This window comes from Rhodopirellula sp. MGV (assembly GCF_002251265.1).
Classification (GTDB): Bacteria; Planctomycetota; Planctomycetia; order Pirellulales; family Pirellulaceae; genus Stieleria; species Stieleria baltica_A.
Genome location: NZ_NPDI01000034.1, coordinates 116,922 through 133,835 on the forward strand (window position 1 = coordinate 116,922; position 16,914 = coordinate 133,835).

Sequence of the window (16,914 nt, forward strand, 5' to 3'; positions counted from 1 at the left end):
ACTGCGTTTTCTAACGCGTGATTAAGACGGTTGTAGTGGTTACGCCAGAGCCCTCGATGAGGAGTTGCGTGCCCCCTCCAGGCATCACCTCGCGGTGCCCTTGGTAACCCTCCAGGTGGCTGTTTTCCGTCAGGAAATGCTTTTGTTGCACTGGACGCCCTTAGATTGCTATACTGCGTAGGAACGGCGCAAATGGACTGAAGATTTTTCGCGTCGTCCCACCAACAATCAGCATATCAGGCTCCGCATGATCCTCGCGGGCGTCTGATATTCCCGCCTGACGAACCCACCTCCTAACTCCACGGCCTGATCATGTTAACGATCAAGGGGCCGGCTAGCCGCTATTGTGACGGACGAAACCGGCGCAGCTTTTTGAAAATTGGTGCACTGTCATTCGGTGCAGGCGGGCTATCGCTCGCTGACCTCTATCGAGCCGAGGCTTCCAATCCTTCGGGGCGGAAGCACAAATCGGTGATCAATATTTTCCTGGCAGGCGGCCCTCCGCACCAGGACATGTGGGAAATCAAAACGGATGCCCCCAGCGAGATCCGTGGTGAGTTCCGGCCGATCAACACGAACGTTCCAGGCATCCAAATCTGCGAGGTGTTCCCAAAGATCGCATCGATGATGGACAAAGCGGCTGTCATTCGAAGTGTTGTGGGATGTCGTGGCGGTCATGACGCGATTCAGTGCTTCACCGGCTGGGACAACAATTCGCTGCGAAGTATCGGTGGGCGACCCTCCATCGGTGCGGCCACGTCAAAGCTGTACGGCCCTGTCGACCCAGCCGTTCCGCCATTTGTCGGACTTGCGGCCCCAACGCAGCACCGCCCTTGGTCGGACGCAGGCCAATCTGGATTCCTCGGTTCGGCCTACTCGCCGTTCAAACCGGACGGGCCGGGAATGAAAAATATGACGCTGCAAGGCATCACACTCGACCGCTTGGCGAATCGCCGAGCACTCTTGTCGGAGCTGGATGTGATGCGACGCGACATCGACATCCATGGCACGATGGAGGGGATGGACGCGTTCGGCCAACGTGCGCTCGATGTGTTGACCAGCAGCAAACTGGTTGATGCCTTGGACCTCAGCAAAGAGGACCCACGCACGTTGGAAATGTATGGAACAGGAAAACCGTACCAATACCAATACGATGGGGCACCGACCTGCAATGAACAGCTTTTAGTCGCACGGCGTTTGGTTGAAGCCGGCGTGCGAGTTGTCAGCTTGAGTTACGGTCGCTGGGATAGCCACGGCCAGAACTTTGATTTGGTTCGCGATCACGGCGGCAAGCTAGACCAATGCTTGAGTGCGTTGATCACCGATTTGGACCAACGCGGCATGCTGGACGACACGGCAATCGCGGTGTGGGGCGAATTTGGTCGGACACCTAAAATCAATCCACAAGCCGGACGTGATCACTGGACGAAGGTCAGTTGTGCTTTCCTGGCTGGCGGCGGATTGAACACCGGGCAAGCGATCGGCGCCACCAATCGCATGGGCGAAGAGGCGACCGAACGGCCCGTCGACATGCAAGAAATCGTCGCAACGCTGTACCACACGCTGGGCATCGACACACAGACGACGGCGATCCCGGATCCTACCGGACGTCCACAATTCTTGGTCGATAAGGACCCAATTGCCGAGTTAGTCGGATGAGCAACCAACCCGCATTGAGATCGCTTCAACGATCCTTCGTCTGTTTGGCTTCCGTCTGTTTAGTCACGCTCTTGCTATGTCATCAGGCGTACGCCGCCGAACTGCAATTCACATCGACGCTATCCGAATCCAATCGTTTGGTCGGCGTTGATGCCCGGATGCAATTGATCGTCACCGCGATTGACAACGACTTGCAAAAGCGCGACGTGACACGCGAAGTCGCTTTCAAGGCAGCGCCCAGCGGTATTGTCGATATCGATCCCCAAGGATTTGTCAGCCCTGTCGCCGATGGGAACGTCGAAATCCTTGCCACGATGCCGGACGGCAGCCAAACGGTGACGCAGGTTTCCGTCGAAGCGATGCAGTCTGCTGAGCCGGTCAGTTTTTGTGGTCAGATTGTTCCGATCTTTACCAAGCTTGGCTGCAACGGCGGCGGTTGCCACGGCAAAATCGCTGGCCAAAACGGCTTCCGTTTGTCGCTGCTGGGATTTGAACCCCGCGAGGACCACCGGCACTTGGTCGCCGAATCACGCGGCCGCCGCGTTTCTCCGGCGGCACCGGACCGCAGTTTGCTGCTGCTCAAGACGACAGGCGAAATGCCGCACGGTGGGGGCGCACGAACCGATCGTCATTCACACGAGTACCGTGTAATGAGGCGTTGGATTTCGCAAGGCATGCCCTACGATTCGGGAGAGATCCCCAGCGTCACCAAGCTGGAAGTCTTTCCCAAAAATCGCCGAATGTATGCCGGCCAGTCACAGCAACTGGCGGTGATCGCGACGTTTGATGACGGTCGTTGTGAAGACGTCACACGCGCGGCCGTGTTCGAATCCAACGACACGCAAATGGCTGATGTCAACGCGACCGGACTGGTCTCCACCGGCGAAGCGATCGGCGATGTAGCAGTGATGGCGCGCTACAACGGCTGGGTTTCCGTGTTTCGCGCCGAGATTCCTCGGCAAGGCGCCGTCGCACCGAGTGAACTTGCAAAGTACGAGCACCCCATTGATCAAGCCGTTCGCCGCAAGCTCGCCTCGCTGGGGATCGAGCCATCACCAAGCTGCGACGACTCGTCCTTTTTGCGCCGAGTGACCATCGATATTTGCGGACGTATTCCCACACTTGATGAAACGCAGCAATTCCTGGCTGACGAAAGCGCCGACAAACGAGCCAAGTGCGTCGATCGGTTGCTCGACAGCGAGGACTACGCATCGCACTTCGCTCGCAAGTGGAGCGTGATCCTGCGCAACCGCCGTGACGGTGGTGCACTGAAACCGGACACCATGGTGTTCCACCACTGGATCAAAGATTCCTTGCAGTTGAATAAACCGTATGACACGTTCGTCCGTGAATTGTTGACGGCGCGTGGCAGTGCCTTCAGCAATCCTGCGGTGGTTTGGTTGAATCATGTGACGGACCAAAACGAACGCGTCGAAGACGTCAGTCAACTGTTTATGGGGCAGCGGATTCAGTGCGCTCGCTGTCACCATCACCCTTACGAGAAATGGAGCCAAGAAGACTACGCCCGAATGTCGGCTTTCTTTACGACGGTTTCCAAGAAAGACGTTGGCGGCGAGATCACATTCGTCTCACGGGTCGCACCGGCAACCGCACCGCACCCGCGCACTAACCAGCCACTGCCCCCGGCAGGGCTGGACGCGATCCCACGAGAGATCGACCCTTATGATGATCCTCGTGGCGAATTGGCTTCCTGGTTGACTTCACCGGACAATCCATTTTTCGCACGTTCACTTGTGAATCGCTACTGGAAACATTTCATGGGACGCGGTCTGGTCGAGCCCGAAGATGACATGCGGGTCACCAACCCGCCTTCGAATCCGGAACTGATGGATGCGCTGGCGCAGTCGTTTACCGAATCAGGTTTTGACCTTCGCGAATTGATTCGCACGATTTGCACGTCGGAGACGTACGCGTCATCGTCGGACGCCAACGAAACCAACTTGATCGACCGACGCAGCTACTCGCGTTTCTTCCCAAAACGGTTGCTCGCCGAGACGTTGCTCGACGCGGTCGATCGGGTGACTGGTGCGACGACTGATTTCGGAGGAATGCCGGCGATGACCAAGGCGATCGAGCTGCCGGACACCGGTTTCGATTCGTACTTTTTGACAGTGTTTGGTCAGCCCGATGCGAAGACGGCTTGCGAGTGCGAACGTTCAGCCGAAGCGAACTTGGCCCAGAGTCTGCATTTGCTCAATTCCGAGGAAATGCAAAACAAACTGGCCACTCAGAAGGGACGTGCCCATGAGTACGCCGAAAATGCTTCACGGACGGTAGAAGAAAAGGTACGCGAACTGTATCTCGTATCGCTTAGCCGTGAACCGTCAGAGAAGGAACTCAAAGCGAGCCTGACCTACTTGAGCCACGAAGTTGAACCCGTCCAGCTTTGGGAAGATCTCATCTGGGCGTTGGTCAACTCGAAAGAGTTTCTGTTCAATCACTGATGATGCTTCCATTGATTAATCGATCGCGGCGAACGTCGCGATCCGCCCCACACAAATTCCGTGTGCGCGGGGTTGTTCGTAACCTCACCGCAAGCATTCTGTCTTCCTTGACGGGATTCTTGATAGTGACTTTGACTCTTGCCACTCCGTGTTCGGCTCAACTGCCATCACTAGGCTTGCGGTCACTTTCACAATCCTTTTTTGCTCCCGGCAAGACCTACGAGGTCCACATCGCCGATGCGGTTGATGGCCAGGAAATTCGCGAGCTGCGGTTTTCTGATCCTGCAATCCATGCCGACGTTTTACGCAACGGTGACCAGCCAATCGACAATCACTTCCAAGTGGCGATTGGTCCTGATGTGCCAGCAGGACGCTACGAAGTCCGCGCGGTCGGCCGATTCGGACTTTCCAATCCACGTTCGATCGTGGTGGATCAACGCGTCGAAAACTTGTCCAGTGATGCAGGAGCACGTCACAATCCAGTCGCGATAAAACCTGGAACGATCTATGCATTGGAGGCGCGGGCGGCACAGCGTTTCCACGCAACGCTAACTGTCGAAGCGGGCAAACTGTATCACTTGCGACTGATCGCTGACGCCGTCGACTCCAAATTGATTGGCCGTGTCGCTGTCGTCGATCCCAACGGACACTTGATCGAAAGTCGGTTTGGCAGTGACCGGGCTGACACGGTGTTTGACTTCGTTTCCCCGGCAAGCGGAACGGCAACAGTGACTTTGGGCGATGCCTTGTTTCGCGGTGGGGTCGCATTCCAAGGCGGACTATTGATCCGTGAAGGTGGCGACGCCGAAGCCGAATACCTCCATCAAAACCGTATGCCCCGGTCCCTCAAAATCGCTGAAACGGATGTGCCTTGGGGGGCTGACGATGCGACCGAACCTCAGACAGTTCCATTTCAAATCGAAGGCACTTTCGATTTGTCGCAGCAGCGTGAGAGCCATCTAGTCCGTTTCGAAAAAGGCGTGCCCGTATCGATCAGCGTCGTCTCCGATCGTGCCGCCCAACCGACTGACGTTCGACTGATCGTGCAGCAGCAAGTCACCCAATCTGACGGCGCGGTGCAATGGAATTCGATCGCGACTGCGGACGACGGACCGAACGTCGGCGACGCGATCGTGCGATTGACCAGCAAAGATCCACAGCTTCGTTTCGATCCACCAGCGGAAGGCGTCTATCGAATTGTCGTCTGGGATCAAGACAACGGCAATGCATTGGGAACACGCCAATCGTACCGTTTGGTCGTCCGCCCGGCGTATGAAGACTTTCGTTTGGTCGCGTATCATTTGCTGCCCAGCAAAGACTTGAATCAGTCTCGCGCGTCCGGCATCTATTTGCCGCGTGGCGGCTCGGAAACGATCCGTGTTTTCGCCATCCGTCACGGAACACCCCATCCCATCACGGTTCGCGTGACCGGATTACCCGATGACCTGCGATGCACGCCTGGCGTGATTGCAGCCAATCAAAGCTATGTCGATCTGACGTTGACCGCGGCGATCGATGCGATGCCGGCAGACGTCGAGCTGCAGATTTCCGGAACCGGTGAAGTCGACGTCAACGACCACTCCGGAATCGCGGATCGCCCAGCCGCCGCGGCATCCATGATTTGGGCTCCAGACACGGCGCGGACTCGATCGACCGTTCGCTTATGCGACGCGCTGCGAATTCAAGTCAGCGACTTCGACCGATGCCCGATTACCGTGACTACGGATGAATCTCCTTTGCCGATCAAGAAGGGCACGAAAAGCGAAGCGAAAATCATCGTTACACGTGCCGAGGGGAACGCGTCCAGCATTGTGCTGCGTGCGAAGAACCTTCCGCCTGGCGTCAAAGTGGCGGATTTAACGATTGCCGCAGACAAAAACGAAGCACAATGGGTCATCGAAGTCACCGATCAGGCCACCCCCGGGACCTACACTTTCTGGGGACAGGCAGAAAGCAAAGTCAAATTTGCGACCAACCCACAGTTGCTCGAACGCGCGAAAACGAAGGTCAATGATCTGAAACTGCAACTTGAATCGGCCACCGATCCGACCGTTCAAGAATCGCTGAACCAGCAAATCAAAAAAGCTGAAGAACACGTTCAGAGCGTTGCCGCACAGGTGGCCCCTAAAGACATCACGCTTTACCTGCCTAGCTCATTGATTACCGTTGTGATCGAGTGAACGCCCCGCCTTCGGTTCCCGCCCACCCACCGACACCCGCCATGATCCGCTCCGCTCAACTCTTCGGCCAATTCTTGGTCGGCTCGGCATTGGTTTGCCAAAGCATCTGTTACGCCGATCAGTCTCAGCAGGATTCCGCAATCAGTTTCGCGCGTGACATCGCGCCCATCCTCCAGCAGAACTGCCTAGCGTGCCACCGCGAAGGCAGGCAGAAGGCGGATTGTCGCTCGAAAGTGCGACCGCGATTCAAACAGGTGGCGATAGCGGGGAATTAGTCGATCTCAAACAACCTGCTGAGAGTTTGATTTTGCATCGTGTCACCGATCCGGATGAAATCATGCCGCCGGACGACAATTCCGTTGGCGCGAAACGCCTGACCGCACCACAAGTGGATTTGATCCGTCGTTGGATCGAAGGCGGCTCGCCAATTGATCGAATGAACGACGATTCGATGAATTGGGAGCCGATTCCAGAATCGATCCGCACCAGTTTGGCCTTGGCGGTTTCACCAGATGCTCACAGCCTGGCAGTTGCGCATGCGAATCGCGTCAATGTGGTGAACATCCCGGATCGGCAATCCATTACTCAGTTAGTTGATCCGGGCTTGGCACAACCCGGCGTTGCCTCGCTCGATTTTGTCGGTGCGATTGCCTATTCACCGCTCGGTCAACGCCTCGCGACCGGCGGTTTCAAGACCGTTCGTCTCTGGCAGCGTGTTCCCGGACAAGTCCAGCCTTGGCAATGGTCAATGCCAATCGGAGGAATGACCGTCCTGTCGCCGGATCAATCACGGTTGGCCTTTGTCGACACCATTGGCGATGTGCAGCTTTGGTCGATTGATCAGCAACAACACTTGGCAACGATCGCCGTTCCCAATAAGGCGTCTCTGATCAACTGGAACGCAGCAAACCAAATTGCCATCGTTGATCGGTCGAAAACATTGCGTTACATCGATGTTGAAACACGACAAGAGAAAGCGTCTTACTTGCTCGAATCCAACGTCAGGCAGCTCAGCTGTTCGGCAGACGGAGGGCTTGCTGCTGTTGTTCAAGGTGACGGACGCGTGCGTTTGTTCGATCAGACACAGGGAATCGAAAAACAGTCTGTCAGTTCGCTCGAAGACGTGACCGTGGCGTTTGCCACGACAGCCAATGCTCTTTGGGTTGGGACACGATCCGGCAATGTGCAACACATCGATTTAAATTCTGACAAAGTCTCGCAAAGCTTTGCCAACGGGTCCCCTGTCAGCACAATCGCTGTCGGTCAAGAACGTCTCTACGTTGGCAGTGAATCGGGGGAAATCAAAACGTTCAATCGTGCGGAATCGCAACTGGTTAGCACCAGCAGTGGTGACTGGCAAATTCGATTGCAGCAGCAAACGCTACAACACCAATTGAAACAGCAGGCAGACTGGACCGAGCATCTCAAGAAACAGTCCGAAACGCTGAAAGCCAACGTCGAGAAAGAACAGAAGTCGCTCGATGAAGCCCAAAAAGCACACGACGAGGCGAAGAAAAAGCTTGAAACGGATCGTCAACAACGGGACGAAGTGAAACTGCAATTAGAGGTTGCGAATGTCAATAAAGCGACCCTCGAAGAATCGATCGCGAAGAACAAATCGGCTGACGAGACATTGCAGCAATCAATCGCGTCGATCGATCAACAAACGGAATCGATGACGCAATCAATGACTTCGCTCCGGCAAAAATCGGTCGCTGCGAATGAACAGGTCAAGGACGCTGAATCCAAACTCGCCGAAGCAATGAAACAGCTTCAAGAGGCGAAAGATTTGGCCGCGAAAGAACTGGCTACCCTGCAAGCCTCCGAAAAAGAACTTGCCGAAAAACAACAGCTTCGTGAGCAGCAGACGGCAGAGCGGAAAGAACTCGAAAGCAAACGTGCCGAATCGGAAAAACAACTTGCCGACCAAACCAAGCAAATCGAACAACACCAGAAGACGCTTGGCGAACGTGCAAAAACAGTAGCGACTTCTGAGCAGACGCTGGCCAATAAGTCACAAGCCCTTGAAGCAACCAAGGAAGCTCACAAAGTCGCTGCCGAAAAGGTTCCCGCACAGCAGCGTGAAATTCTGGTTCGTTCGCTTCGCGTGGACTCGATCAAACAAGATCTCGAACAGATCGGCAACACTGGGGCTTCCACGCAACCGGTCGTTTCGATTCGAGAAAGTCTTTCGAACAACACCATCGTGGTATTGGACGCCGCCGGGAAGCTTCGTCGCTTTGACGTTGCCAGCGGTCAACCACTGGGCCCAGCAATTTCAATCGGATTCGAATCGGTGACCAAGCAGACGCAGCTTGCCAACATTGGCAATTCATGGTGCGTGCTTGGACGGTTTACGCCGCGTACCATTCAGCTCGATGAGCGATGGAAGCTGCAGTCGGTGATTGGTGGCCTGCAATCAGAATTGATCAGTGATCGTGTGATGGCCTTGGCATTCAGCCCCGACGGCACGATGGTCGCCTTGGGAAGCGGGGTGCCAAGCCGCAGCGGAATGGTCGCCATCGCGGACACCAGCACCGGTGAAGTCGTTCGTCAATTCGACGGGATCCACAGTGACTCGGTGCTGACGCTGCGTTTTTCTCCAAGCGGAGATTTGCTGGCCAGCGGATCGGCTGATAAGTCCATCCGACTGATCGATTTTCGGCAGTCGCGAGTGATCAAGTCACTCGACGGACACACTCACCACGTTTTGGCATTGGACTGGAAACGCGACGGACGGATGCTGGTCAGCGGCGGTGCCGACAAAAACATCAAACTTTGGGACGTCGAGAGCGGCCAGCAACAACGCAACATCGGACCGCTTTCTGAAGAAGTAACAGCCGTACGGTATCTCGCAGATAGCAACCGAGTTGCCAGCACGACGCTGGACGGGCAAATCCGAATCCACGACACTGGGAACGGCAATCAGGTCTCTGCTGCTGGTGCGGGTCAACTGTTGTATGCACTGGATATCACTGACAATGGAGAATTCCTTTCGGTCAGCGGCGAACAAGGTGATGTCTCGGTTTGGCGTACCGATGGCTTACAGCGGATCACCAATCCTTAAATCTCCGGTGAAACCGTCAGCGTCTCGCTTGAATTGTCAGGTGCGTTCTCCCGATGAACGAACCGGCCCTACAGGCGTCCATGCTGGCGATTAACCCGTCATCCGGGTCACTAAGCAGGCTCTACCGGGGAGTCGCTCTAGGAAACAATCGCTCGGATCATTAGAACGGGAGCTAACGGATTTGCTTTCCCGTCAACTGCTGACTCCATTCGATTCAAAATAATGACACGGCACGGATTCCGTCTTCTCCTGCTTTCTGCGTTCATTGCTTTCAATTGGTTCGCTGCAACGAAAGCCACTGCGCAGCTCACTCTTCCACAGGCGAAAGAGACGCCGACAGCGGCGGACCAAATTGATGATGGGTTGAATGTCGCTGCCATCGACAAAGAGCTGGCGGATCTCGAAGCGAATACCGGTCTTGAGGATGCTGTCAAAGGCCGATTGTCCGATTCGCTGAAGCGAGCCAAGGAGTCGCTGACGAACGTCGCCACGAACCAGGAAGCGACCAAACGTTATCAAGCGATGTTGCAGGAAGCCCCTGTCCGCCAGGGGCAACTTCAGGACCAGATCAAGCAGGTGACCGAAAAGAAGTTCACTGTCGACGAGAATCAATCAACGACAGCGTTGACCACTCGCCTAGCAACGATCACGAACGAAACTGCGTCAACGGCGAAACGTGTTGCCGACCTCACGGCAGAGCCGACACGTCGTCGAACCCGGCTTGGCGAAATCCCCGAACTGGTCACCAAAGCTGAACAAGAAGTGACCGCCGTTCGGACTCAACTCGCGCAGCCAGTTGTCGAAGGAACGACCGATCTGGAACAGCGGGTTCAAAAGCTCACGTTAAGATCAAAAATCAAAGAGCTAACGACGAAGATCGAGGCTCTACAGCGCGAGCAAGCGGCGTACATGGCAACCGCAGAACTGCTACCGCTGGAGCGGCAATTGGCCGAAGCAAATGCACAACAATTGCGAGTGCAAGCTGAAAAGCTAACTGCTGTCGTCAACGCCCGACAGCAGCAGGCGGCCAAAGAAACCACGACGGACATGAAGAAAGCCGTCCATTCAGTTCCAGAGCAACTTCGTGAACTGGCACTCTCCAACATCGAATTGGCCGAAAAGAACCAAGTATTGGTCACCGCAGATGAAAGGGCGGAGGCGGAAAAAACCGAGGTTCAGAATGTTTTCGACGATGTACAGGCTGACTTGGCGACCAGCGAAAATCGGATCGAAGCGGTCGGCTTGACTGACGCGCTTGGGGTGATCTTGCGAAAGCAACGTGAAGAAGCGTTGGACTTGCGAGCCAAGTACCAGCCACGAGCGGAGCTAACAGAAAAACTGAACGAATACCAAGTCTATGCATTTCAACTGGAAGAAGACTTGGGAGAGATCAACAAGGAGTTGGAAGAGTTGACTCCGGCATCCATTGACTGGACCGCAACATCGATTCCTTGGGCGGACCTGACGATTGAAGAAGCCGAATGGGTGCTGCTCCGCCGCCGCAAGGACTTGCTCGATACAACGCTTCAGAGCCAGAACAAGGTTTTGCAATCGATGGTGGTGATCGACACCAAGCGTCGCGAATTTGGTAAAGCAGTCGATACGTTTACCGAATTCGTCGATCGCCACTTGTTCTGGACCCGCAGTGCGCCGGCATTTTCGATCTCAGAATTGGCGCGTGCTCCTGCGGCGGTGAAATGGGTCGCCGACCCAAACGCTTGGAACAACGCGTTCGCACAGATCTTGGCAACGATTTCCAGTTACCCGCTCAAGTCGCTGGTGATGGTCTCGGCCGTGTTGGGATTATTGATGGGACGATCGCGAATTCGCCGAGTCGTCAACCGTGAAGGCGACGCGGCACGTCGCAGCGACGCGACGTTCAAGTCGACGTTGATGGCGCTCGCAGGCACGATTGCTGACTCACTTTGCTGGCCGATGGTGTTTGTCACGTTCAGTTTCCTGCTGACCGCAACGGGGACCGCAAGCTCCTTTGTCCGTGGACTCGGTGTCGGATTGGGCGTCGTGGCGTTGTATATCGCTTCTCGAGAGCTGCTACGACAGATCTGCCGCGAGAAGGGATTGGCAATGTACCACTTCGATTGGGGCGATGCGTTTCGCAAGTACCTGCGGAAACACCTGCGTTGGTACACGCTGCTAGGCAGCGTTTGTGTCTTGGTGATGGCCGGATTCCATCAGCATCCCGATACGGCAACACGAGCCTTTGCGACTCGGGTTGCCGCAACCTGCCTGTTCACTTTGACGGCGTTGTTTCACCACATCATTTTGAAAACCAAGAGTCCGCTACATGCGGAAGTGATCAGTCACAATCACGAATCGAATCTCTATCATTTTCGAAAACTGATTTGGGCAATCGCGATCGCGATTCCGGTTGTATTCGCGGCACTTGCGATGGCCGGATACCTCGACACGACTGCTCGCCTAGGGCGTTCGCTGCAATCGACGTTCCTGCTGTTGGTCGTCGTGGTACTGACATCCGGTTTGATTTCGCGCTGGATGACACTTAAGAAACGTGATCTGGCACGGCAAAAAGTCAAGGAAATGCGGGCACGCCGCACCGCCGAATTGCAAGCGGAAGGCACAACACCGACAGCCGCCGCGAAAGAAGCTGGCATCGTATTGCAAGAAGAGGAGATTGACTTCGGTGCGATCGATTTGCAATCCCGGCAAACCTCCTTCGTGATCTCGACCATCCTGGCGATTGTCGGATTGGGCTACATCTGGAGCGACGTGATTCCTGCGTTGCAACTGTTCGACGAATGGGCCATCGAAGTCGGCACTGGCGAAAACATCGACCGCGTCAGCATTTTGGATGCTGTGATTGCGTTGATAAGTGTTGGAGTGACGATCTACATCACACGCGTTTTGCCAGGTTTGTTTGACTTGTTGGTTCTTGGTCGAACCACACTGGACGCCGGTGCCCGGTATGCGATTTCGACGCTGCTGCGATACGCATTGATCATCGTCGGGGCGGTGATCGTAATGAACATGCTGAGCGTGCCATACGACCGATTGGGATGGTTGCTCGCGGCTGTTTCGGTCGGCCTGGGTTTTGGTTTGCAGGAAATCGTCGCGAACTTCATCTCCGGCATCATCCTATTGCTCGAACGCCCGGTCCGTGTAGGCGACGTTGTGACGATTGATGATACCACCGGGATCGTCAGTCGCATTCAAATGCGTGCGACCACGGTGACCAACTGGGACCGCAAGGAGCTTGTGATTCCCAATAAGGACCTGATCACGCAAAAACTACTGAACTGGTCACTGACCAACGTCGTCAATCGTTTGACGCTGAACGTCGGCGTGGCTTATGGATCGGATCCCAACGTAGTCCGTGGCATCCTTTTTGATGTGGTCACCAATCATCCGGAAGTGATGGAAGACCCCGCCCCATTGATCAACTTCGAAAGCTTCGGCGACAGCTCACTGAACTTCGCGATTCGCTTGTATCTGGAAAAACTCGATAACCGAATTGAGATCACTCATCAGTTGAACACCGCGATTGCCAAAGCGTTCTCCAAGGCCAGCATCGAGATCCCATTCCCGCAGCGCGACGTGAACTTCTCGTTCTCCGACGGCACCGACATCAAAACGCTGATGCGGAGCCGTGTGGGCGTCGAAGCTCGCGTACAGGAACCGTCAAACGGCCAAGCCGAAATCTCGCAGACCGATTAGCGCACCGTTGGCGCGATACGGGTCGGCATTTAATTAGCGTGATTCCTTCGTCGGCAAGAACGCGTCGGTCGGCAGGTCGCCGCGTTGCCAGAACGCACGGAACGATTGCCGCCTGCGGCGTGAAGCGTCATGTCGGTCCGCGATCGCGTCAAATTCGGCAGCCGAATCAAACGTTGGCGGATAGGATCGCATGTCACGGATCGGCAGCGGACCAATCGATTGTCCGGTCAGTGTGTTCAGGTCTGCGTCTTTGTCCCAGCCGACACAGTGCAAAATGAAGTCGCGTTGGTAACCTTCGGGCGGTCCATTGGCAGGAGCTTCGAATTGCATGCGGATCTCGTCTCCACCGCTGATCACGACCATCTGGTCATCCCATTGTGACAGCCGATCGGTGCAGTCGCCAAAGTTACTGACCGCACCGCGAAGTGGCGGCCACTTCGGCTTCACACTGGCGTTGCCATAGTCATAGGATTCAGGTCGTGTTTCGTCTGCTTTGCTACGGGCACTGAAACCGTGGAAGGTAACCATCGCGTTATTCAGCGGCAGGACTTGTTGTTTGATGTCCGCGTCTTGGCTGGCGATCGCCAGCGAAGCACTGTCCCAGTAAATCTGGGCGCTGGTTCGAATCCGAACGCGTGGATCATCACGCAATAAATGCTCGGTAACGTCGACGACGATCGTTTTGGTTTTGCCCCCTGGGAATCCCATGAACGGGATCACCTGTTTCCAGTCCTCCGAATCGACCTCTTGTGGCACCCAGACCGACGGGAATTCGATAGATGGCAGTTCTGGGTTCTGGTCGATTTGAATGTTCAGCGACGTGTCGGTCGGCAGGATCCAGCCACGCAGAACGACACAGACTCGGCGGTCTTCAGCAGCTTTCTGTAACTCTTTGGCGGCCCGATCACCGAAGTCCAGATCGATCCAGTGCGGTGGGCACAATCCTTGACGCAGACGACGATCGAAGCCTTTGACGTAGACCTCGTCCGACTTGCTGAGCTTTTCGGTGACGTTATCGCCATTGGTGTCGGTCGCATTTTGCAGCGAGAACAATTCCGATTCACGGAAGGCATAGACCCTTGGTTCGGCGACCGTTGGCGGGCCGACTTTCTCGTTGGTCCAGACCTGCATATCCGCGGGTCGATCAACCGCGATCAATTCGATGTGATCGACGTATGCGACTTCCCAAAGTTCCTCGGTCAACCGCAAGTCATAGTGACCGTCTTTTGTTGGTGCGATCGAGCGTCCATCCAGTTTCAGGTATTCCCAAGGGCGATCCTTTTGGACAACACCGGCGGCGACTTGCAGTCCCAGTGGCGCGGCCCATAAACAGTCCGTTTGGAACGCCATCTTTTCGCCGTCCCAGCTATACAGGTACGGGCAAGATCCTTTCAACGTTTGCTCTTCTTCGATCACCGAATTGATCTTCGGTTCACGCAGTGTTTGCGTCAAACCATTCGGCATGATGACGCGGATGTTGTCGATCCTTGCCAGCCCATCAAGTCCGAAGTAGGTTTCCGGCTGGGTGACGATTCGGCTGCGATAGTACGGACCGCTGCGCAGTTCCAGAACAGAACCAATTGCGTAGTGATTGACACGCCCGCTGGCGGCGGCATTGTCCGCGATGCCTTTGAAGCGAACCTTCACAAATCCGGGCTTGTCGGCGGATTGGTTGAGTTGGAGTTGCAAGTTGTCGCCTGCGGTCGCGAGATCGACTTTTCCGTCGCCGTTGAAATCACCTGCTGCCGTTAAGCCGTTGGGGACGGAGGTCGCTTCGTTCACTTCGGCGATCCCCCATGGCCCGAGACGAGTTGCAACTTTTCCGCCAACCATTTCCAAATAGCTATCGCCATCAAAGTCGGCGATCGCGGGAGCAACGGGAAAGCCTTTGCTGGTTTCCACGCGGTCAACCGTCCAGACGCCGATGTCCGACGAGTTGGCGAAGGCGACTTGTGATTGTTTGCTGCTCGTTGCGATGATGTCCCAACCGACATTCGAATCGACGTCCTCGATATTGATTGTCAGTGCCGTGTCGTTTTCGGCGACGGGCAACGCGGGGACTTGTTTCAATTCTCGATGTCGGAACTGTAAGTGCAGTAAATTTTCGAGTTGGCTGACCAGTCCCGATTGGTGTATGGCGACGACATCCAGGTCAATATCACGGTCCAAGTCACCGATGGCAAAATCGGCAACCGGGTCGTCTTTTGCTACGGTGGACGACTTCACAGGGGCTTCGAAGAATGTTCGGTTACCACGATTGACGAACACGCGAATGCCTTCGTCGCGGGTGCCGACAATCAAATCCAAGTCGCCGTCGCCTTCCAAGTCGCCTGTGATCACTGCGGTAGTTGCCGCGACCGATTCCAAGCCGGTTTCGTCATCAAGGTAAGCGAGTCGCTGATCGGCCTCCGTTTGTGCGCGGGCATCGATCCGGACGATTTGCACGCCGCCTTCGCCATACAACACCAAACCTTGGAACGTGTTGTGACGTGCCGAACTGGAGCTTTCCTGGCTGGCGGCCGATTGTGATTGTTTGATCCGATCAGTATCGCTGCTGTCGACCATGAATAGGTCCGCGGCGATCAAACCCAAGGGTTGATTCTTCAGCGATAACGAAGCGTAGTTGCTCCATTTTCCTGCTGCGTTTTCGACCAGTTTTAGTTGCTGGTCCACGGTCAGGATTGCCAAATCGAGATCCATGTCCAGATCGAAGTCGATCGACAACACGGCCGTGACGGTGCCGCCAACATCGACGGCCGAACTGGCAAACTTTAACGGTTCGGTTGATGCGCCAATCGGCGACTTGTTGGTGATTTCACTGGATAGTCGACGGACGACGTCAAAGTTCAATCGGTCCAGTGGGTGCGGATTCGCGCGGCGGCGATCGGCACGCACGATTTCCAACGGGTTCAACACGTTCGACCACAATACATACGACTGATCTGCTTTGGCCCAGTCGCCATCAGTGATGGACTGCTTGATTCGATCGGCGAGTTCTTTGGGTTCGATACCGATCGGCTTGGTGTAAGCTCGCAGGGTCGGTTCGACGGCGGTAGCCAAGTCCCATGTTCGATCGACCAATGTTGCAGCCGTTTTCTTTCGACCGTCGATCGCCAGACGCAACGCCTGCATCGCGATGAATAAGTTGTCGGGGTTTGCATCCGACAGACGCTGAAGCGTTTCTGCCGCCGGTCCAAGGATGTCTTTGGGCAATCCGTCAACAGGATCTGACATCTTGTCGAGCAACTCGGTCAATGGACCGCCCAAAATGACCGCGTGCGGATCTTTGCCGAGTGGGCCTGCAATGGCTTGATTGATCCGCTGCAGCAATTCCTTGCGCAGTGACTTCCCAATCGTTGTGCCAAGCAAGGCGGCCTCGTGGGCATCAATTCGCGTCGACAGCCAGAGCTTCGTCACTTCATCACCAGACACGATGCCGTAAGCCTGTATCGCGGAACGGGCGACATCAATTGCCGTCGGCAGCTTGGATCGAGCCGCACGCTGTTCGTCTTTGGTTTTGACCGAATCGGTCGCGATCGCGGTCAGATCATCGACACGTAATACCGACGCAAGTGCCCGGTTAAGCTCGATCGAGGGGTCTTCGGGCAGCTGCTGTCCCAATTGTTGCCATAATTGGACAGCTTGATCCGCCTCTAAATTCTCCGTAGCGGCCAACGCCGTATTTAATTTGACCAGAGTTGCCTCGGATTCACCCGAGCCGCTGGGCGTGGTACCGTTTGTATCTGCCGGTTTCTTGCGGCAACCGCTGTTGGATCCCAATGCGGTCAGCAGGCACAACGCGAACACGGCAAAGTGGCTTCTGTACATAAATCCGTTCTCGGTCTGGTCC

The 16,914-nt window shown here is 55.5% G+C and carries 6 protein-coding genes; 5 read left to right on the forward strand and 1 reads right to left on the reverse strand.

All coding sequences use genetic code 11. The annotated features are described in order from the left end of the window. Nucleotides 1-312 precede the first annotated feature (312 nt). The 5 genes from CGZ80_RS11705 (at nucleotide 313) to CGZ80_RS11725 (ending at nucleotide 13,064) form a co-directional block, all read left to right on the forward strand. Nucleotides 313-1,659 carry a DUF1501 domain-containing protein gene (locus tag CGZ80_RS11705; protein WP_094414524.1) on the forward strand — a complete coding sequence of 449 codons (1,347 nt, stop codon included), beginning with the start codon at nucleotides 313-315 and terminating at the stop codon, nucleotides 1,657-1,659. Beyond that, nucleotides 1,656-4,124, forward strand: a complete 2,469-nt coding sequence (locus CGZ80_RS11710) for a DUF1549 domain-containing protein (protein ID WP_094414526.1) — start codon at nucleotides 1,656-1,658, stop codon at nucleotides 4,122-4,124. Before CGZ80_RS11705 ends, CGZ80_RS11710 begins: the two co-directional genes overlap by 4 nt. 176 nt (nucleotides 4,125-4,300) lie before the next feature. Next, nucleotides 4,301-6,304 (forward strand): hypothetical protein, encoded by a 2,004-nt coding sequence (locus CGZ80_RS11715; RefSeq protein ID WP_143543883.1) that lies wholly within the window; start codon nucleotides 4,301-4,303, stop codon nucleotides 6,302-6,304. 190 nt (nucleotides 6,305-6,494) lie between these two features. Beyond that, nucleotides 6,495-9,371 carry a c-type cytochrome domain-containing protein gene (locus CGZ80_RS11720; protein ID WP_094414530.1) on the forward strand — a complete coding sequence of 959 codons (2,877 nt, stop codon included), beginning with the start codon at nucleotides 6,495-6,497 and terminating at the stop codon, nucleotides 9,369-9,371. A gap of 222 nt (nucleotides 9,372-9,593) precedes the next feature. Beyond that, the gene (locus CGZ80_RS11725) at nucleotides 9,594-13,064 is read left to right on the forward strand and encodes a mechanosensitive ion channel domain-containing protein (RefSeq protein ID WP_094414532.1); all 3,471 of its coding nucleotides are present in this window, start codon (nucleotides 9,594-9,596) and stop codon (nucleotides 13,062-13,064) included. A gap of 33 nt (nucleotides 13,065-13,097) precedes the next feature. Here CGZ80_RS11725 and CGZ80_RS11730 read toward each other — a convergent pair whose 3' ends face one another. Next, a complete protein-coding gene (locus tag CGZ80_RS11730) occupies nucleotides 13,098-16,892 on the reverse strand; it encodes a CRTAC1 family protein (protein WP_094414534.1) in 3,795 nt (1,264 codons plus the stop codon). Nucleotides 16,893-16,914: the final 22 nt, after the last annotated feature.